General features: G+C 33.5%; 19 protein-coding genes and 1 pseudogene. 5 read left to right on the top strand and 15 right to left on the bottom strand.

Annotated elements, in window-relative coordinates:
* Positions 1 to 159: 159 nt before the first annotated feature.
* Positions 160 to 711: a GNAT family N-acetyltransferase gene (locus tag ACFQU5_RS16340; RefSeq protein ID WP_390290128.1), complete on the bottom strand. Its 552-nt coding sequence runs from the start codon at positions 709 to 711 to the stop codon at positions 160 to 162.
* Between the two features lie 30 nt (positions 712 to 741).
* Entirely contained in the window at positions 742 to 2238 is a 1497-nt protein-coding gene (locus ACFQU5_RS16345) for a hypothetical protein (RefSeq protein ID WP_390290131.1), read from the bottom strand.
* 218 nt (positions 2239 to 2456) lie between these two features.
* Between ACFQU5_RS16345 and ACFQU5_RS16350 the strand changes: the two genes are divergently transcribed.
* Positions 2457 to 2660, top strand: a complete 204-nt coding sequence (locus tag ACFQU5_RS16350; RefSeq protein ID WP_390290134.1) for a hypothetical protein — start codon at positions 2457 to 2459, stop codon at positions 2658 to 2660.
* Between the two features lie 18 nt (positions 2661 to 2678).
* On the top strand, positions 2679 to 2972 hold the full coding sequence (locus ACFQU5_RS16355; RefSeq protein WP_390290137.1) for a spore coat protein: 294 nt from the start codon (positions 2679 to 2681) through the stop codon (positions 2970 to 2972).
* Between the two features lie 105 nt (positions 2973 to 3077).
* Here the strand turns inward: ACFQU5_RS16355 and ACFQU5_RS16360 are convergent, their stop codons facing one another.
* The gene (locus ACFQU5_RS16360) at positions 3078 to 3731 is read right to left on the bottom strand and encodes a DUF1801 domain-containing protein (protein ID WP_390290233.1); all 654 of its coding nucleotides are present in this window, start codon (positions 3729 to 3731) and stop codon (positions 3078 to 3080) included.
* A 230-nt stretch (positions 3732 to 3961) separates the two neighbouring features.
* Between ACFQU5_RS16360 and ACFQU5_RS16365 the strand changes: the two genes are divergently transcribed.
* Complete coding sequence (locus ACFQU5_RS16365; protein ID WP_390290140.1) at positions 3962 to 4597, top strand: pentapeptide repeat-containing protein; 636 nt, start codon at positions 3962 to 3964, stop codon at positions 4595 to 4597.
* A gap of 81 nt (positions 4598 to 4678) precedes the next feature.
* Here ACFQU5_RS16365 and ACFQU5_RS16370 read toward each other — a convergent pair whose 3' ends face one another.
* The 6 genes from ACFQU5_RS16370 to ACFQU5_RS16395 all read right to left on the bottom strand — a co-directional run bounded on the left by ACFQU5_RS16370 (position 4679) and on the right by ACFQU5_RS16395 (position 10317).
* The gene (locus ACFQU5_RS16370) at positions 4679 to 5119 is read right to left on the bottom strand and encodes a hypothetical protein (RefSeq protein ID WP_390290143.1); all 441 of its coding nucleotides are present in this window, start codon (positions 5117 to 5119) and stop codon (positions 4679 to 4681) included.
* Positions 5120 to 5195: 76 nt separating this feature from the next.
* Positions 5196 to 5567 carry a VOC family protein gene (locus ACFQU5_RS16375; protein WP_390290146.1) on the bottom strand — a complete coding sequence of 124 codons (372 nt, stop codon included), beginning with the start codon at positions 5565 to 5567 and terminating at the stop codon, positions 5196 to 5198.
* A gap of 173 nt (positions 5568 to 5740) precedes the next feature.
* Positions 5741 to 6367, bottom strand: a complete 627-nt coding sequence (locus ACFQU5_RS16380) for a PH domain-containing protein (RefSeq protein WP_390290149.1) — start codon at positions 6365 to 6367, stop codon at positions 5741 to 5743.
* Between the two features lie 742 nt (positions 6368 to 7109).
* Entirely contained in the window at positions 7110 to 7790 is a 681-nt protein-coding gene (locus ACFQU5_RS16385) for a DUF2642 domain-containing protein (protein ID WP_390290152.1), read from the bottom strand.
* An 89-nt stretch (positions 7791 to 7879) separates the two neighbouring features.
* Entirely contained in the window at positions 7880 to 9628 is a 1749-nt protein-coding gene (locus ACFQU5_RS16390) for a DUF2642 domain-containing protein (protein WP_390290236.1), read from the bottom strand.
* A gap of 83 nt (positions 9629 to 9711) precedes the next feature.
* Entirely contained in the window at positions 9712 to 10317 is a 606-nt protein-coding gene (locus ACFQU5_RS16395; RefSeq protein ID WP_390290155.1) for a hypothetical protein, read from the bottom strand.
* Positions 10318 to 11208: 891 nt separating this feature from the next.
* Here ACFQU5_RS16395 and ACFQU5_RS16400 point away from each other — a divergent pair.
* Positions 11209 to 12549: an arsenic transporter gene (locus tag ACFQU5_RS16400; RefSeq protein WP_390290158.1), complete on the top strand. Its 1341-nt coding sequence runs from the start codon at positions 11209 to 11211 to the stop codon at positions 12547 to 12549.
* A 635-nt stretch (positions 12550 to 13184) separates the two neighbouring features.
* On the opposite strand, the gene ACFQU5_RS16405 is transcribed toward ACFQU5_RS16400, so the two are convergent.
* The 3 genes from ACFQU5_RS16405 to ACFQU5_RS16415 form a co-directional block, all read right to left on the bottom strand.
* Positions 13185 to 14429, bottom strand: a complete 1245-nt coding sequence (locus tag ACFQU5_RS16405; RefSeq protein ID WP_390290160.1) for an MFS transporter — start codon at positions 14427 to 14429, stop codon at positions 13185 to 13187.
* 690 nt (positions 14430 to 15119) lie between these two features.
* Positions 15120 to 15647: a carbon monoxide dehydrogenase gene (locus ACFQU5_RS16410; RefSeq protein WP_390290163.1), complete on the bottom strand. Its 528-nt coding sequence runs from the start codon at positions 15645 to 15647 to the stop codon at positions 15120 to 15122.
* Positions 15648 to 15813: 166 nt separating this feature from the next.
* Entirely contained in the window at positions 15814 to 16212 is a 399-nt protein-coding gene (locus tag ACFQU5_RS16415; RefSeq protein WP_390290166.1) for a cytidine deaminase, read from the bottom strand.
* A gap of 245 nt (positions 16213 to 16457) precedes the next feature.
* Between ACFQU5_RS16415 and ACFQU5_RS16420 the strand changes: the two genes are divergently transcribed.
* The gene (locus ACFQU5_RS16420; RefSeq protein ID WP_390290169.1) at positions 16458 to 17363 is read left to right on the top strand and encodes an HD-GYP domain-containing protein; all 906 of its coding nucleotides are present in this window, start codon (positions 16458 to 16460) and stop codon (positions 17361 to 17363) included.
* A 95-nt stretch (positions 17364 to 17458) separates the two neighbouring features.
* Here ACFQU5_RS16420 and ACFQU5_RS16425 read toward each other — a convergent pair whose 3' ends face one another.
* From ACFQU5_RS16425 to ACFQU5_RS16435, 3 genes and pseudogenes are all read right to left on the bottom strand, one after another.
* Positions 17459 to 18388: a nucleoside hydrolase gene (locus ACFQU5_RS16425; RefSeq protein ID WP_390290239.1), complete on the bottom strand. Its 930-nt coding sequence runs from the start codon at positions 18386 to 18388 to the stop codon at positions 17459 to 17461.
* Between the two features lie 191 nt (positions 18389 to 18579).
* Positions 18580 to 18795 carry a hypothetical protein gene (locus ACFQU5_RS16430; RefSeq protein ID WP_390290172.1) on the bottom strand — a complete coding sequence of 72 codons (216 nt, stop codon included), beginning with the start codon at positions 18793 to 18795 and terminating at the stop codon, positions 18580 to 18582.
* Positions 18796 to 18964: 169 nt separating this feature from the next.
* Positions 18965 to 19559: pseudogene (locus tag ACFQU5_RS16435) on the bottom strand (class I SAM-dependent methyltransferase).
* Positions 19560 to 19577: the final 18 nt, after the last annotated feature.

The raw sequence follows: 19577 nt of genomic DNA on the forward strand, positions 1-19577 counted from the left end.
CAGATTCCGCGTCACCACGGACACCCTTGCTCTTGGCTAACCTCTACTTCTGTCTTCGGGGTTCGGGACTTGCACCCTATAGTTCATGCACATGCCGGGCACACCCAAAAAAGCGTTAATCCCTGTTTTTGGATTAACGCTTTTTCATTTCGCCTAGCTTTAGTTGTTTTGTTGATTCACAATCCCGTAATACACTAGGTCCTCATAATGATTATCTTTTTTTACATGATCAATTAGGATGCCTTCTTTTTTCATACCTATTTTCTCCATCACCTTGCCTGATGCTGGATTTGAACCGAAGTAGCGAGCAAAAACTTTATGAAAGTTCTTTTCATCGAAGGCAAATTGCACCATTGCCCGTGCTGCTTCAGTTGCATATCCGTCCCCCCAAAATGCTTCCCCCACCCAATAAGCAAGTTCGCCTTGTTGAAATTTTTGGTTGTTTGAAAGTGCTATTGCTCCATATAGCTTTCCACTTTCCTTATCGGTTATCGCAAATTCATATGATGTATTCGAATTGTAGTTATCTTTATGATGTTTCATCCATGACAAGGCATCTTCAATCGAATACGGAAACGGTAGATACAATGTATTTTTATAAATATTGTAATTGTTGCATAGCTTTGCAACTACCGCTGCATCTATCTCTTCAAACAGTCTAAGAATTAACCGATCTGTGGTAACCGTTTTATCTTGAGAATCAAATATCAAATATTTCCCCCTCCCCATTAACTTTCTACACTAATAAAAGTTAACTTGAATAAAGTCGCCTTTTTTATATTTGGAAGTACCCTCATCCTCAACTGTCACCCAAACTCGATCCGCTCTGAAATCTTCATCACTTTCCAAAATACCTGTAAATGATTCCCCATTTTCAAGTTTCAAAGCTAAGCGTTGTCTCTCATCAACTGTTTTGAATGGTTCGCCTTTCAATAGGTAACCTTCCGGACTTTCTTCGATGATAATTTTGCCAAACTCCCAACCTAGCGGGTATATTTCTGTAATGTTCGTATCAAAGTCTTCTTCAATATGTTGTTCAGTTTTGATATAGTCAATAAAATCGTTGGCATCGACTGACAGCATTTCCTCATATTCCATTTCTTTGTAATCAGTATATTTTAATCTATCGTAATATCTTCCGTTTCCTATTTGCAAGCCGTTATTTGACGAAAATCCATAACCTTCCTCAATAAAATCGATTACCTGTTGTTTTACTTCACTTTCTTTCTCTTTGTCTATAAAGATTTCCTTAGCTTCTTTTTCGATTATCAAACCATTTTGATCGCTTTCTCTTTTAAAGGACACTTTACTACCATTTTTCAGTAATAAATCTTGCCCCTGTAGTGTTGTCAGCTGACCGGAATCATTTTTGTTTGCTAAATGATATGTTTTCATATGGTATGAAGCAACGAATTCATATGGACCACATTGCTTTGTTTCGCAATTTTTTATTGAATAATTAAATTTTACTTTTATATAGCTGTTTCCCAAATCCGATATCTTGTATTTAGGTTTACTTGTTATCTCTATACCCTCAGGATAAAACTCTTCCAAGTATTCTTTGCTTAGTTCAGTATAAACTTGTTTATCCTCATTCGATAAAGTTGAATAATAAGTTGGTTTGATAATAAAGTGAAGAGCCGTTACAAATGCGAAAATCAAGCCTAGTGAAATGGTAGTCGATAAAATGATCATTCTATTCTTTTGACTAACGATTAAAACTGTAACCACTGTCGTAAATACAAATAGTATAAAATAGAATGCATAAATTTCAGCTGTTGGAGCTCCTTTTACAAACAACACTTCTGCCCCATCTGCGGTGATTGTTCTATACAATAATATCCCAGCAGTAATATATAAGAAAATATAGCCAAACATTTTTAAACTTTTATTGTTATATGTACCAACGATATCCTCTTCGGTGATTTCGGTTTTACTAATTTTAACTGCTTTCTTCTTTATTAGTAAATACGACAAGATGATATTAACTACAAAGAAATAAATAAATGCCCCTATGGTTATGAGGTATGCATTCCAATTTTGGTTAGTATCCATCGTACTTAATAAAGATACAATCGATATTGTATAAAAACTTGGCATACTACAAATCAAAGCTGCAATATTAAAAAATAAAGTTAGTTTCTTCCAAATTAAAGCCAATTCTTTTTGAAGTAAAAAGTAGATGTTCATAGTGTAAAGAATAGTTAATAGAATAACCGGTAAAAATAACAAAAACATGATATTCAACTCCTTGCTAACAATATTACATTATTAATCTTGAATATCAACCTTGATCAATATTGACGAGAATGCTTCGTATTCCAATAACTCATAAATTTTTAGCAGTGAAAAGTAAATGTTTTAAAATCGAGATGGTTAGAATAGATTGAAAGGATAAATTCTCTTCTTTCAAACAATACTAAAAAACATCAAATTGTTCGGAGGTGTGAAATAGGATGACCGCCCTTACGATGAAGGAATTGGCATTTATAGAAGATGAAATCCGTGCAGAGGAGATAACGGCAAAAACAATAAATTGGTGTGCATCACATTGTGACGACCTGGAGCTAAGAAAGACACTCGAGGAAATGGCGGAACAACACCAGCTAAAAATTGCTGAACTTTCTCAATATTTTAATCGTACTCGGAACATTCAATAACTAGCAAAGGGTGATTTTATGCCAAATAATATTGCAGGACGCGGATTAACTGACCGTGAAATGCTTCAGCTTTGTTTGGAGCTCGAGAAAGGCCGCTGTCGCAGTATCAGCAATACATTATTAGAAACCAGACATAAACAGCTTCGCGAAATTTATGAACATTGCTTTGAAAACGCAAGTTCAAACCAGTATAAGCTCTTTGAAATAATGAACGAAAAAGGCTGGTATAAAACCGAACTTGCTTCGATACAACAAATTAGCAATGTACAAGCACTAATGCAAAATAACCTGCATCCAGACGATCAATTTTAATAGAGTTCGCACGAATCATTACATCATTACGGGTATGAAGTATGAAGGACACAATTTCAAATAGAAAGGAGTGTCCTTCATAATATGCATATTAATTTTAAGATATTATTGTACTTGCTTGTGTGAACCATCACAGTTAGGCATCCTTTTAGATAGACCACAAGTGCAATCCTTTAATCCCTTACCATTAAAAATTCTTTCCAAGCAATTTTCAATTCTTGAAATTCTAGTTTTGGATTGTTTGGGTGTAGAAAAATGATGAATGTATGCTTTTTGTCTCCCTGGTGTCAATGCTTCAAAAGCAGATTTTAACCCAGGCAATTCATCAAACTTCGATTGAAGTTCTTCAGGAATATCCAGTTCTGTATTCTTCTTATACTTTACTTCTAAACCAGCCTTTTCAACTTCAATGGCATTATGAATATAGTTTTTCAAGATAGATTCCAGCTCAACTATTTCTTGCAAATTGGTGAAGCGAATCTGGCGCGCCGCCTGTACATTTTCCGTTTGTTGAACGAGCAGCCCGGCTGGATCCTTTAACAAGGCACCTTTGTGAAACAGAAGCGCACAATAGTCTTTAAAACCATGGATCAATACAACGTTTTTCTTCTCAAACGTGTAGCACGGGTGCATCCACTTAAATTCTTCGTTTAGATTACAGTCTAGAACAATATTTCTTAACCTTTCGAATTCTTCTTTCCAATTCTTAGTATTATTTAAAAATTCATCAACTTTAGGATTCAATCTTTTTATTGTCATCAAGGATTTCCCTTCTACATTTGATAAGGCCATAATCAACAATCTACATTTATCTATCGTTTCAATTCTTTATAATAGGACATGAATTGGTGTGCTGTAAAGCAGGGCTGTCTAAGAGCGAACACCTCATATAATTTTGGTTTACTTAGTGTTATAGTTAAAGCAGAAAATTAGATTGAATTTATTAATGGTAGCTCTGATTGCATCAAATACATAACGGAGGTCATGGAATGAAAATTGAATCCCCTAAAATACCAGCAGATTTATCGAGTCGAAACTTTCATGATATTTTTCATGAAGAATACCCGGAATTAGAATTATGTGAAATACAACATGCAAATTTCGAAAATGAAGCGATACATCGAGGTAGATTATCACAAATGACGCTTAAAAATTGCCGATTTAATCATACTGATTTTGAAAATATTGATTTGACTGACATCTATTTTGAAAAATGTGATTTCTCTAATGCGAATTTAAGCAAGTCCTCGATTCATCGGGTAAGATTTGTAGATTGTAAGCTATTAGGCGTTAACTTTACCGAATCTCGTCTTGGAAACGTCCAATTCGAAGATTCAGTTTTAAATCTCTCGATGTTTGGAAACTCAAAACTTGAAAAAGTGATTTTTCAAGAATCTTTATTAAAAAATACAGATTTCTACGATTGCAAACTAAAAAATATCGAACTTAAAAGTTGCAATTTAGATGGAGCAAATTTTGAAGAAACATCGCTGAAAGGCATCGATCTCAGTACTTCTACCTTCGAAGAGTTGAATGTCTCAATTCCAAATCTAAACGGATGTAAGGTTTCATCAAATCAGGCCATTCAATTCGCAACACTATTAGGACTTGTGATCATGGATTAGCACGATATAAGTCCTTTAAAATGTCTGGTAAACATGTTTTGCTAGACATTTTAATTATTCAAAATAAGTATCCTAAAAGACTTAATCCCAACAATTAAAAATAACCTCTCCATTTGTTCTGGGACGCCAGTATTTTGCATTATTTAATTCAATGTCCGATAAATTATGTGCTTTTGAATTAAAAGGCTCATTTAAGAAGGCTTCTTTTAGAACAGGATAATATGGCTTAAGTTCCAGCTCTACGTCTTCATAGTCCATAAATTGGATAGAGAGCTCATCATAAGTTGAAGCAATTGCAACATAAGGAAAATATTCATGCAGCAAGATTGAAATTATTTTCTTGTCTATTTCCAAGACAATTCGAAAATAGTTTAATGGGTAGCTTTGAGGAATCCACTGAAGTACTTTGCCATTAACTTTTCTGGCTATCTCGTAACCTGATCTCTGAAAAAGTTGTCCATCCATCTGATTGTGTTTGACTTCCCCACTGGTCAAACCTGTAATGTTCCTTTGTAATCTCAATTGAACACCCCGCTCGACGAATTTTTCGCTTAAGCTATTTTTTAACTTATTCCGTATTTTTATAACAAGAAGAAACTTATCCTAACCATGTCAATATCTCTAAACGGTTTCCAAATGGATCAGCTACATAAAACCTTTTGGCGCCCGGAAGTTTATCATCTTTCATTATTTCTATTCCATTATTTGTTAAATGTTGTTTCAAAGCTTCAATATTTTCAACTTCAAAAGCAGGGTGTGCCTTTTTTGCTGGAGTAAATGGTTCTTCGATGCCGATATGAAGGTTGACATTGCCGAATGCAAACCAAACTCCGCCGTTTTTTTTCAACTCTTCTGGTTTCTCGATTTCCTTAAATCCTAAAATTCCCTTATAAAACTTTCTTGCCACTTCCTCACTGCCCTTTGGAGCAGCGAGTTGAATATGGTCAATTGCTTTGAAAATAAATGACATTGAGAATTCCTCCATTCAATATAAAAAATAACAGCTACATTACCAATATTAAACAACGGCTAATCATAATGTAATTTTATAATATTTATAATTTCCAATAACTTTTACTTATGACATACTAGTTTATTAAAAATAGCGTTAACCCATCGGATTAACGCTGAATAACTAAGAAGTTAGTTTTGTATATATTTTTGGAATACGTCTGAGAAGTCCTTCTTCTCGTTTTGATCGTATGTTTGCTTCAACCAGGAATTCGCAAGATTAACAATTTTGTTGAATTCGATATTTGTTGGTGTGTCTGTATTTCTTGTACCGTAATTTACATCACGCGCAATTAATACTGCTTCTTTTGCAAAATCATTTAATCGAGTGTTCTTCTCTTGTATTTTAGAAATGGCTAGTAAAGATTTATAAAGGTCTGCAATCTCAACTCCAAATTTCTTGGCAATATCTATAGAGAACGAGTTATGTCCAATGTTAAACTTGATTTCAATATCAAGATCAATCGTACCGGCTGTCTCCAGCATTACATTTTCGATTTGATGCTTGTAGTAATCATAGCGTTTTAGCACACGTTTTTTACTCAGTGCAGAATCCCCATCTAAATGTAATAAAGCCAAATTTGTAAAGCAATATTCATCCGATTTAGATTTGATAAGGAAGAAAATCTTTTCTCCGTCCTCTGTTAAAATGAAATCATCCGATTCAGTTTTATTATAATCTTCAGGCTTGATGACCTGACCGATATCGCTTAACCCCAATGCGTCTCCAACCGCATTCCCTACTAAATTTTTAAACATTCCGATGACCCCTTTCACTACTAAACATCTATAATAAGCATAAATTGAAATTACTGAACTATCAAGAAGGACTTTCCAACTAATTTACAGTTAAGCTCATCGTTTCAGCTTTTACCAATATATTTTCTTATACATTCTATTTTGTTTTTCTTTTTATCAAAGGTGTAAGAGTTCACGATAATAAGTAGTATGTTTATATAATATTTTATTGAAAATATTACAGAAGATTGTCATGGTATAAGGAATCCTCTCGAAATAGATTGAATCGACTGCATAAATGCTCATTTCTTTAGGGAAAAACGTATATGGAATATATTTTATTTTTTATATAAAAACTCCGCAATTATACCAATCATTTATTTTTATCAAACATAAATTACTATTAAAAGAAGCTTAAGTTGTTTCTTCTTAATATAATGTAGTGTAGTCAAAGAATCGACGTTTTAAATTGAATCATAGATTGGAATATGCGTTAAATCCTGCAGTCAAGATAAAAAAGAACATAACACCCGTTCATAGGTAATATGTTCTTCTTCACAAAAGCTTATGATAGAGTCATTGAATTTGATCCATGTTATTTACAACTTTACAAACTATATTTTTTCAAAGCGTAAGTATAGTTGGTACAGCTCAAAAATGTTCTCTGTGCACGATTTCATATATTATTTATCATTTAGTTCTTCTATTGAATACATTCCATTGGAGAACTAATGTGCACTGGCCTAAATGAAGAATACACTTTTTATACTACCTGTATTGTTTTAATATGAGTTATGTTTGAATAAGCTAACTTAGAATCAGCAAGCACAATTTCTACCATTTTACTATTAACATTTTTCACTTTTCCAATATCAGTAATATTCTCGCCGAGATTGAGAACAACCAATTTGTTTTTAAACTGGTCTATCTGAGAAGAGAAATTGCCTGCATAATTTGATTGAACATTCTTTGTTTGATCTTTTGGATCTTTAGTTAAGTCGTATAGTATATGATTTTCAGTATAAGGAATTAACCATTTTAAATGCTTGCTGGAAATGAATATTGTTTTGTATACAGGCGATTCAAATACAAAGTAATCATCCATAATAGCAGTAATCGTACCATGAAACGATAAATCACCTGTAACAAAAATTTCAACATTCTTTCCTTTTGCTTGGGTCAAAATTTGCATTAAAGTCATTTCGTCACTAGTCATTTGCGAACCAATACTTGGAGCTTCTGTTGGTTGTTGTATATCATCTTCATTATCGTCGTCTATTTGGAAAGTTTTAATATGTTCTGTTGGAATATAGACAAACTTTTTCCCATTATAAATTACCACAATCTGACTACTTGAATCGATTAGAGCGCCATTTATGAATTTGCCACCTGAAATTTCAATCTTAACAATTTCTCTTTTATAGTTTTGCATTAATACAACCAAAATTTCTCCCCCTTTAGAAACAAAGACTACTTTCTAGGTCAACTTGATTTATAAAATCAATGTATAATGTTTTATCCATTTTTAGCCAGCTACATTCGAACAAACCTTTTATTACGTTCTTCATTCAATTGGATATACATTTTTTTGGCACTTTTAAACAAAGACAAATATTGATTTTTAATCATAACTTTTCCTTCTGGACTGATGTTTTTGATGCCATTTTGAGACGAATCAATCGAATCCATCATTCTTTCTGCATGTTTCATTAGTGCAAAATATTGAGCTTCAAAAAGTACCTTTTCATCCAATGATGATTTATGATTTTCCATTTGCAATGTGTCTGATTTAACTTTCATTTCTAAAGGAGGGGTTTGACAAGGAATAGCCATAAGGTTCTCCAGAATTCTTTCATCCTGAGTTGGACAATTTGAATGGGTTTCTGTTTCGAAAGGTATATTCTTGAGTTCATGCGATTGTTTAATTTTATGTTTTGATAAAGGTTCAATTAAATAGAATTTCTTCTTCATCGAAGTGCCACCTAAATATGATTTAGGTACAGCTTCACTGTCCTTATTCATCAAATTATGAAGACCTTCCTCCAGCCCATTATGATTCATTTGATTAAAGTGTGGGTCTAGATGTTTATTTAGTTCTTTCTCATTTAGTAATGCTTGATTATTAATGCTTTCATGAGCTAACAAATCTTCTTGTTTCACATTAGTAACTATCACGATTTTATCTGATAATATTTCTTTTTCTTCAATTGTAACTTCTTCAATTCCTTCTTTTAGTTCCATGTCTATGAAGTTGTCTTCAACATTACAGAGAGGTTGCAACTTTTCATTAATACTTTCTTGAATAACGAGTTGATCGTCAATTTCCTCGTTAGGAGGTTGTTGAATTAATTCTTCTTTAGTTTCTTTAGTCACGTAGTCAGATTTGGAAATCAATTGATTTTCATTCACTATTTCATTTTCTACATTGTGCACAGTCAATGGTTTTAGATTTACATCATTAGAACTCATAATGAGCTGATCTGCTTGAGAACTTAACACAACTTCCTTCACCTTAGACTGACTACTATCTTTCGATTCCAAAAACACTTTTTCTTGTTGTTTATCAGGCTCAGTCTCCACAACCGATCTTTTTTGAGAACTCATAGGTGAATTTCCATCACTTTTTGTTACTGGATTTTCAGTGATAGAAAGTTCCGTCGCTTTTATTTCCAACCAATTTTCATCATGTATATTTTCATGACTTGGACTTGGATTCTTTTCTAAAAAAGAACTCTCAGCTATCTTATCCTGCACTGGTTCAAGAGTTAAGGGGATTAAAATAGCTGGAGTTTCTATTAGTTGTTCGGTATTCTGTTTGACTTTTGATCGAAGTTCTAATGTAGAATCACTTTGTATTTTCTCTTGTTCGTAAATTCCATCATATACATTAAAAATAGAGGAATAATTGATAAAATGTAATTCATCTCGATTAACTAGCATAATACAATCTTCAGAGATGGAAATGAGCAAACCTACTAATAATTTGTTATACATCCCGTTGATTGTAATAATATTATATTTCATCGAGTTGAGAACATCTGTTAAACGATTTTTATCAATAAAAGGCGGGTTTTGTCTTGAAACTCGATTATCTTTCGCATTTTTTGATATTCCATATAATTGTTTTAATGCAATGTAAAAAACTTTTTCATTTGCTTCAACTACAAGGTGATCTACTTTAACAGCTATTAGAGTACCTTCTATAAATTGATTGTCACTAAAAAACAAGCGAACTACTGCACCTTTGAGTCCCCCTATTGATTGTCTCAAATCTTTCATCATCAACCGGGGGTCCTCCTGTTCTTTCTTTTTATTCAGTTACCGTATTTTAAGGTTTAAATTAATGATTATTCCGATTTTTGCTTCTATTCATTCGAATTATTACTGTCATTCGAATTGTTGTTAGCATACGCTGCTTCAGTTAAAATCGGATCTTCTACTTTTAATACCGAATAGCTTAAACTACGAACATGGAACATAGAAAGTCGAACAATTTCTTCATTTTTAATTACAACAATAAAGTCATTGTTAGCTTCAAATAGAATACCTTCAATTTTCTCAGGGCCGCCACGGTTAATTTTTACCCACTGGTATTTCATGTTGTCTAACACTTCTCTAAAAATTGGATCCTGAATGAATTCAAAATTCTCAGTATCCGGTGCTGCAAGGGATACATATAAGTTTTTTCTAGCATCTTGTGAAATGCTTTTTATGTGTTGTGTTTGATAATAAATAACAGAAAAATCTTTATAACCTACTACTTGATTACCATTATTCCCACCTTTTTTAAATTCTTCTTCTGATACATACTCTCCATTGTTACCTTGCTTCACCAGATAAACCGGTTCTTCGACCATTACGGCAATATAGTCATCACCAGCATGTAATAATAATCCAACGCTTGATTCTGGTCCACCTCTGTCTACACGAATGACTTTTCCAACTAACGGAAGAACGTTTCCTTTATTCATCATTTTGCCTCCTAAATTTTTAGTCAAATTATCTATATGTCTCTAGAACAATACTTTTTAGTCAATCGCCTATTTTCACAAAATATGTTGGGGGTTCAATTAGAAAAAATGAACAAAAAACAAATTAAGAATAGGAAAATTTTTTATTAGTGAGATTGCAATTTAATTTATATTTCTATGTTTTATTTAGATTGTACTTCCTGCTTTGTAATATTTTACTGAACAAATCTTTAAAATCCTAAAAAGTCCATTTTAACTAGCTGACTGCTTACCGAAGATATCATTTGGAAAATATAGATGGACGAAATCCTTAAAAGTTCCCTTTTCTCCTTCAACCGAGAGGTGCATCATTTAAGACTCATGATTTTCTCTATCCTTGATTAATAACAACTACTACACGTTCAGTGTTTTTAGAAAACGATATTTCAATTTTTTCATATCGTACATTAAATTTTATGGTGATTTATAGGAAATGGTTCTTATTGAGGTTGAATTTTTTGTAATAAAAATGTTTGGGATTTGCCTAATACCATTTTTTTTCAACCAAATTAGAGAAAACTTTTTCTTTCCCTAGAAATTTAGGATCCTATCACTACTATTTACATGAAATTAGAATACATATTCTCGACAAAGGCTTAGAATTAGCTTATTTCTCTTGTTCCTTTTCACTTGCTAGTAATCTAATTTGTCAGTTATACTCTTTTGTTTTAATACTCTCAAAAATCTTCTAAATACTAGTTAAAAGAACCGACCTTCCAATACAAGATACATATAATTAATATAGGGAATTATAAAAAATTGCGGAGGGAGGAAATAATTGAACATCTATTCGGACTATCTTGTTAGTCTTGCAGATTATCGAAAACGAGCCAAAAAGAAAGGGAGAATTATATGCACTCAATGGTTTTGATAACCATTGCCACTTTTTTACTCACCCTACTATTTATCCTTTGGAGACCAAGGGGAATAAACGAAGCAATACCCGCTACAATAGGTGCTGTCATTGTGGTTCTGGCTGGTAGTGTATCTCTGAGTGATTTAGTAATTATAACCGATACGATAACCGACGCAGCAATTACAATCATGGCAACAATTGTTATGGCAATTGTCTTAGAAAGCTTTGGCTTTTTCTCATGGGTTGCAGAGAAACTTGCAGAAAAAGCCAAAGGATCTGGTATACGACTATTTTGGTATACAAATTTATTAAGTTTTCTCATGACATTATTCTTTAACAATGATGGCAGTATATTAATCACAACTCCAATATTGTTAATGCTATTAAATAATATGGGGCTAAAAAATCATCAAAAAATACCATATCTACTTTCGGGTGGTTTAATTGCTACAGCTTCCAGTGCTCCAATAGGCGTTAGTAATATAGTAAATTTAATTGCACTCAAAATAGTAGATATGAGCTTATACTCACATACTGCAATGATGTTTGTTCCAGCAACGCTTGGTTTATTGTTATTAGTTCTTCTATTGTTCCTGCGATTTAAAAAAGTATTGCCAAAAACCATTCCAACTAATGTAAAAGGTTTAACTGAACCTTCCTATCATCCACTTAAGCAAAATTTGTCGAAAATCACAGTAAAGAATCGTTCAAAATTTATGCGCAATATACTAATATTCGTATTAGTAGTACGTTTAAGTCTTTTTCTTGCTTCCTATCTGGATATTCCCATCTCCACTATGGCTGTATTAGGATCACTTGTACTGTTGTCGTGGAGATGGATCTACCTTAAAATTTCACCGATCGATATGCTAAAGAAAACACCATGGTATATTATCGTATTTGCCTTCAGCATGTATGTCATAATATACGGTTTAAATAACATCGGGTTAACAGAATGGCTCATTGGATTTATGAGTCCCATGGTTACAGGGAACCTTCTAAACACCAGTGTATTGATGGGAATATTATTAACCGTTTTATCGAATATTTTTAACAACCATCCAGCCCTTATGGTAGGAACCATGACTTTAACCAACATGCCACTTGATGCATTATCTCTAAAAGTAGCCTATCTAGCAAACGTAATTGGCAGTGATATCGGCTCATTAATTTTACCGATAGGTACTCTAGCTACTTTGCTTTGGATGCATATTATCAGAGATGGTAAAGTCCGAATTACGTGGTGGGAGTATATCAAAGTAACGTTAGTGGTTATACCACCAACCTTAATATTTACATTAGTAATTTTATACTATTGGGTTACCTGGCTGTTTTAATGTAGATAGGCAACTTAACTTAATATACTACTAATACTCCCCTTTTTCTCTTATTTGAATTAAAAAGAATTAGTTGATTCAAATGTCTAATTGCACGAAAACGATTGGTGTATTGAAATATAAATTTGCGAAGATAAATAGAACTCGGGATTGGGAAAGATGCAACTTCAGTTCCAAGTTCAACTCCTTCTAAAACATCAACTGCTACAGAAGATATAAATATAATAACTACCTCTACTTGGATAAAATCAACTCTAAGTTCAACTCCTTCTATATCAAAAACGACTGCAGGCGATTCAACCACAACTACTGGGCACTAACGAAAATAGAATATAACTATTAGTACCACAACTTTATTTATAGTTTGGCAACTGATTAAAAAAAGTGTTCATTAAGCAGTTAAATACTAATTAATGAATTTTGTATCACCCTCCTTTGATCATAAATAATCTGATTAAAGGGGGGTTGCTTATATTCCTTGATTCTAGAGCCAGTAAATCAATCTCCTCTGTGGTTTGATGTCATTTAAATCGACTTAATTCAAACCTGCTTATTCGAGAAGTAAAAAAGCAAGCTTCTAGAGTAGCGTCTTCAAAAACTTAAATAAATAGCACCTATTGATGATTAATGTCCTACTATAAATCACCTGATTTCTTCCAGTTTTCCTTAAGTAAAATCACTCCGATTACTCCTATGATTGAGAAAAGAACCGGGGTAATAAAACCGAAAAAGTAGCCATACCCAATATTATCGGAAGAGAATTGAAATAAATCTAACACTTTTCCAAAAATGCTTGGCAATAGTACAGCACTTAGAAAGCCCCCGGTGTTAGCAAAACCAGAGACAAGACCAGATTCTTTTACTGGAAAAGATAGACGAACTGCCGAGAAAGTTAATGAATTTGAACCAAATCCAAAACCAATGGTAAAGAAAAGTATAATTAGTAAGAAATAAGGTGGTTGACCTTTAAATAAGAGAAAAGTAGACCAGCACAATAAAATGATTATGTGAAATAATACATATGGCAATTTGATCTTTTCCAACCTACTTGACACCCAGCCAATCAATGGTGCTCCAATAAGTGCCCCGACAAGACTAATCATAATAAGCTGACTAGCATCAATCCGTGACATTCCATACATATCCATCCCATAAGGAACTGCCCATGAACCGATAAAACCTATATATCCACCGACAATTCCAAAGTGACACATGAATAACGCCCATGCCTGCCTACTTGAGAATATTCTTCGCAATAAATCCAATGTTCTTTCATTCTGTGCTTCTTGCTTTTTTAAAAATGTTTGATTTGGCTTTTTCACTAGTGTGAAATAAAGAAGAATTCCAATCATACATAACAAAACACCTACTGATAGAAAGGAATTCCTCCAACCAAGCGAGTCTACGAATGCTGAAAAAGGTACTGTTGCTAATAGGAAACCAAGGCTTCCCGTCATACCTGCTACACCGATTAATCGAGAAAACTCCTTTGCATTAAACCATTGACTCAAAATTAATACTAAACTAACCCAGATAGTTGCATCTCCAACACCAGTCAAAATCCTCGCAAGGAACAGGACAACCTCATGTGTGCTTAAACTATAAGTGATTGTACCTATACCTGTAAGAAAAGCTCCTGTAATTAGAAAAAAATTAGGCCCATAGCGATCGACTAAAATCCCCATTGGAATCTGCAAACTGGTATATACGAAAAATTGTATACTTGCCAGTAAACCGATTGTTGTAGCAGTTACATTAAAATCGTTCATCAATTGGTCTGTTATTAGACCTGGAGCTGTTCGTTGGCTGGCCATTATTAAATAGGCAAAGATTACAGAAGCAAAGATCACCCAGCGGAAGCTGCTATTTTGTTTGTCCAATGATTCCTCTCCCGTTAGCTTTTTCTATATATATATGTTTTAGACTTCATGGCGGAACCCAATACCGCTCCTGCTATCAAAATTGTCCGGGGACAGTCTTGAGAAAAATATGAAAAGCTTGTAAATCATGCCAGAGTTGGCTCACGAGCTAAAAGGGTAAATTTTTAATATGTAATAGAAGTATTATTTGTAAGCATTTTGATGAAGTTACAATTTCACTATATCTTTAAGACAAGTTTAGATGAAAAGCATTTATAAACATACGTTCGTCAATTAATCTCATAAAAGTCGGGTAGATTAGGTGATCCCTAAGCTCCGGGTCAACAGCACCAATATTGGATAAAAGATCATCAATCAACGAATCCATGTCTAATCAATTTACACTTCCCAATTCTTCGTTTCTTAACGTTTTAAGTATTAGCTTCAATTCCATATCTTTTCCTCCATACAAGAAACATTTTTTTCGATTCATTGCTACCCCGTTCAACTATTGAAACTTGTTGTATAAGTTCATATTTTGCGCGACTCAAAATTGCCCAGTATACGTGTGAAGTATCATATACAACTACGGCAGCTTCATTAACCATACCATAATTTACCTATTTTTTAGACTCTTGCTAATCTAGGCTCAAAAAAAAATGCATCAATCTCTTTTGGATTAATGCCAATTTAGTAACAATATTCTATTTGTTAATGTATTGAATCTGCTACTTCCATTAAAACTTTTATTGTATCTGGGTTGGCAAGATTTTTATCAAGTCCTACTTGGTATTGTAAGTTATTTTTTTCAAATACCAAATAAGTAAACAGATGATTTTCTGAATAAATGCCTTTTGTCCCGTCTTGCAGAGTAACTTCCTCCCCTTTCATGCCCAATTTATCCTTTCGAATTTCAATTTTAAAATTGTTGCTTTTTAACTTTCTATTTACGAATCGTATTTGCAGAACTTGATTTACACCATTTTTTTTATCATCATAAATTGCGCTAAATCCATGTGTAAATGCAATCTCGGGCATCACTGTAGGTAGCTTTACCTCACAGTTACAATTCCTTTCAAATTCTTTAACTGCCTCATCTACCGTTTTATAGCCAACTCTTCTAGAATGGTCTTCAAAATAAGGATTTGTTTGTTGGACACTTGCCCAAACCTCTCCATCAGTAGATTCTAAAAATAAAATACTGATGCCCAATAAAATAATGGAAAGACTCTTTATCAATTAAATCACACCTTAATACATATTAGGTTTAGTTTGCCCAATTCAGTTAAAATCAACCTTCTTTTTAGTTAACGATTCAGTAGGAACAGTTCTAAATAATAAAGAGGACAAGCTTTGATACGAAGTATCAAAACTTGTCCTCCTTTTTATATCTTGCTTTAGAAATTTACATATCTAGATCGGTAAATGCGTATGGAAGTAAATCCTTTAATGATAATTCCAAGATTTCCTTCTTCTCATTAGTTAAATATACTGGCATTTCAGGTAAACAGAATTCTGCCAACACTTGTCTGCAAATACTGCAAGGTGGAAGAAAATCTACTGTATCCCCCGCTACAGCAATCGCTTGAAAGTCCCCTTTTTTGTAGCCATTTGCGACAGCTGTGAATATAGCTGTTCTTTCAGCACAATTTGTTGCACCCAATGAAACATTTTCTACGTTTACACCATTAATAACAGTATCATCTTTTAAGAGTAATGCTACACCTACAGGGAATTTCGAGTAGGGTACATAAGCATGCCTCTTCATGTTACGTGCACTTTCCATTAATTGCTCTTTATTCATTGTATCCATCCCTTTCACAGAAGAATGAACTTTTCACAGTTCCCTAAATACCAACCCTTTGATTGGCAGGATTTTCATAATATTATTTTTTGAAATGTTTGTCAACATACTCAAAGTGAAATATTTGTAATTTTGGACTAATCTCCTGACCACTTTTACTACAAAATGATTGTCCTCCAATAATTTAGGACATAATTATATTGGAAGCGTTTAGACAAATTGATTCCTGCTGAACTGGAGGATCTATGATTAAACAATTATTTAATAGACCGTTATATAACCCAATCTATTTTCGTTATAGTTTTTTTATCATATTGGCTTTTAGCATCTTCTTAAACAGTATCATTCTTAAAGGTGAAAGCAATTTTTACATCTTGTATATCTTATCTGTTATATGCCTAGGTATCGGTTTTTATAATAAGTCTATTTGGTTTTTAACATTATTTACCGTAATTACTGTAACTTGCAGGTATTTACTGATACCGGACACAGACTCTAATTTCGGAATTTTTCTAATTCATTTATTAACCTACCTTTTAATAACCCTCATCTCCTCTGGACTAATGAAATATGTCCAAAAAGTTGAACAGGATAATTTAGAACTAACTACAGCATTAGCCAACACTTTAGATTCGAGAGATCCTTATACGTTGCACCATTCTGAGAACGTGGCTGAATATGCTGTCCAAATTGCAGAGAAAATGAATTTACCTCAAGCGAGTTGCGAAATTATACGTAAAGGGGCACTGCTGCATGATATCGGGAAGATAGGAATACCGGAAGATATACTCGGGAAAAAGGGAAAACTAAATGATGCAGAATATGAAATCATTAAAAGCCATCCAACACTTGGACATAATATGATTAAACATATTGGAGATTTCCATAAAAATGGAATTTTGGATATTGTTTTATATCATCATGAAAGATACGATGGAAGAGGTTATCCAACAGGACTGAAAGGAAACGAAATTCCTTTATTTGCCCGAATTGTAGCAATTGCCGATACTTTTGATGCAATGACAACAAAACGTGTTTATCGGGATGAGTTTGACTTAGAATATGCTCTCGATGAAATTCGAAAAAATAAAGGCATACAATTTGACCCTGAAATTGTTGATGTTTTTTTAAGTTTATTCGACCAGAAATGATTGTACTATAGGAGCAACCATGAGTTTCATGCCAATGGTTTGCTCCCTTTTTTGGCTTAACTCAAGACAATAATTAAATGGTCGGGAACTATTAACTATTCTTGCAACATAACCTTTCTAAATTCTTCTGTAAAAGCTTTATAATGAAGGTTGACGGCGATTCTTGTTCGCCCTTTTTTACTAGTTGGACGATAATCGATATAAGACATTCCCTTTGCTTCTGACACTTCAATAACTTTTGCATCATAGTGTATGTAATCAACGATTGCAGGATTTTTGACTACCATCAAAGTTAGAAGATCATGTATCGGTGTCCCGGGAATGCCAGGTACAGATTTCTTATAAAATTCGTAGTAATATTTGAAAATGGGATCCATCATGAAAGCATAGACATTTTGTTTATTTTGTGAGATGGCATTGACCATTTCTTGGGTAAGAACCGCAGATTGCGTAACGTTTAAAGGGGTTATTACTAGATTATGGGCATATTTTAAAACGTAATTAGATGAGCTTGGATCCCCATAGAAATTTGCTTCGGCAAGTGCGGTTACGTTACCTGGAACAAAAAAAGCACCACCCATTACATAAAAAGAATGAACCAGTTTAATCTGTTCGGGAAATAGAATAAATGCAGCTGCCAGGGTGGTTGAACGGCCAGTATCCACTATAATGAGCTCATTGCCATATTTTTCAATAATAGCGCGAATGCTGTCAAAAGGATAAATATGATACTGAAAATTACTGGGTGGTTGAATTGGACCAATCCCGTTGTGACCATGGATTTCTGGGTAAAATATCGTAACTTCTTCTTGTACAGGCATAGATGCGCCAGGGATAATTGGAATGTCGCTCCTACCTGCTAATTGCAGTAAATAAGCAGCATTAGCAGTCGCTTGATCTTTTGTTACATTCCCGAAACTTGCCACAATACCAACAAGCTCAATTTCTGGGTCTAGTATTCCATACATAATGGCCAACGAATCATCAATTCCCGGGTCACAGAATAAGAGTATTTTTTTCGTGATAGAAAGCTCCCCCCTCTACCTCATTTATACTCCAAAATCTGGAAGTAATACCTAGTATAGGAATAAAGGCACGCTTTTACACAGTAATACTTAACGTTTTACCGAGTTTTCTATTCAAACATAAATAAAGAACTTCCCCATTTAGGTGGGAAAGTTCTTTACAATATAGTAAATCAAATAAAGCAATATCACTAGTATCCCTCTTGGTTGCCTTCTTTTAAAGAAGCTTTTGCGTGAAGGTCATCATCTTCAACTTTTTGGAAGCCTTTATCTAATCTCCCTGCATTTTCGATATCACCAGAAGCCTTGTAACCTCCAACCTCTGCATTGGAAGTTGTCCCAAAAAGATCCATTCCACCTAATTCTACATTTATTCTTTGTTTGTCGTTTCCTTTTTCTTTGCTCACTATAATCACCTCTAAATTTTAATATACCCATTAAAGGCTGGATTATAGTTTTTCGAATAACATTCATTATGAATAATTTCTGTTATTTTTGAGTTGGTCTAATTACAGGACTATCTTTGAAAAATTGTTATTAAAGTTTGTCTAAACCAAGTAGAACAAATACACTCATTCACTTTACACTGCTGGAAATAAACATGGAGGCATCTTGATTCATAAAAATACCCTTTCCATGATGGAATGTCTTCATTTCAATCGATTTAAATCCGACTTCCAATAATGTTTGTCTCAGTTCTGCATGTGAAAAACCATTATGAACTTTCGGGTGATTTATTTTATCATTTTTGTCAAAATCAATAATAAGCAGCTTGCCGCCATTATTTATAATTTTATACAATTCCTGTAAAATTTGATAAATATCTGGAATATGTAAAAGGACTAATGACATTAACACGATGTCAGCCTCAAGTTCAGGAGTGTCCAGAGTAAAATCTGAATAAAGCACTTTTGCGTTGGTAATTCCATTGTGAGCAATTTTTGCTTCCGCAACCTCCAACATTTTGTTGGAGGAATCAACCAACAAGATAGAATCTACTAAATCAGCTAATTCTAGACTAACTAGTCCAGTACCACTTCCATAATCTAGTAGGGAGCTGGCTTTACTATTTCCTAATTCTTGTCTTACTTCTTTCACTATAACTTTACTTAATTCAACTCTTTCATCTGTATCATATTTTTTGCGATTCCTTAAAAACATTGTTTTCCATATTCTATTCCCCTTTTCT

The sequence above is a fragment of the Ureibacillus sp. GCM10028918 genome (assembly GCF_042666115.1).
In the GTDB taxonomy this organism is placed as follows: domain Bacteria; phylum Bacillota; class Bacilli; order Bacillales_A; family Planococcaceae; genus Ureibacillus.

Bases quoted from the DNA above. Each gene is read 5' to 3' on its own strand.
- ACFQU5_RS16375 (WP_390290146.1), bottom strand. From the start codon at position 5,567: ATGTCATTTATTTTCAAAGCAATTGACCATATTCAACTCGCTGCTCCA.
- ACFQU5_RS16350 (WP_390290134.1), top strand. From the start codon at position 2,457: ATGACCGCCCTTACGATGAAGGAATTGGCATTTATAGAAGATGAAATC.
- ACFQU5_RS16395 (WP_390290155.1), bottom strand. From the start codon at position 10,317: ATGAATAAAGGAAACGTTCTTCCGTTAGTTGGAAAAGTCATTCGTGTA.
- ACFQU5_RS16420 (WP_390290169.1), top strand. From the start codon at position 16,458: ATGATTAAACAATTATTTAATAGACCGTTATATAACCCAATCTATTTT.
- ACFQU5_RS16365 (WP_390290140.1), top strand. From the start codon at position 3,962: ATGAAAATTGAATCCCCTAAAATACCAGCAGATTTATCGAGTCGAAAC.
- ACFQU5_RS16380 (WP_390290149.1), bottom strand. From the start codon at position 6,367: ATGTTTAAAAATTTAGTAGGGAATGCGGTTGGAGACGCATTGGGGTTA.
- ACFQU5_RS16415 (WP_390290166.1), bottom strand. From the start codon at position 16,212: ATGAATAAAGAGCAATTAATGGAAAGTGCACGTAACATGAAGAGGCAT.
- ACFQU5_RS16355 (WP_390290137.1), top strand. From the start codon at position 2,679: ATGCCAAATAATATTGCAGGACGCGGATTAACTGACCGTGAAATGCTT.
- ACFQU5_RS16400 (WP_390290158.1), top strand. From the start codon at position 11,209: ATGCACTCAATGGTTTTGATAACCATTGCCACTTTTTTACTCACCCTA.
- ACFQU5_RS16390 (WP_390290236.1), bottom strand. From the start codon at position 9,628: ATGATGAAAGATTTGAGACAATCAATAGGGGGACTCAAAGGTGCAGTA.
- ACFQU5_RS16345 (WP_390290131.1), bottom strand. From the start codon at position 2,238: ATGTTTTTGTTATTTTTACCGGTTATTCTATTAACTATTCTTTACACT.
- ACFQU5_RS16360 (WP_390290233.1), bottom strand. From the start codon at position 3,731: ATGACAATAAAAAGATTGAATCCTAAAGTTGATGAATTTTTAAATAAT.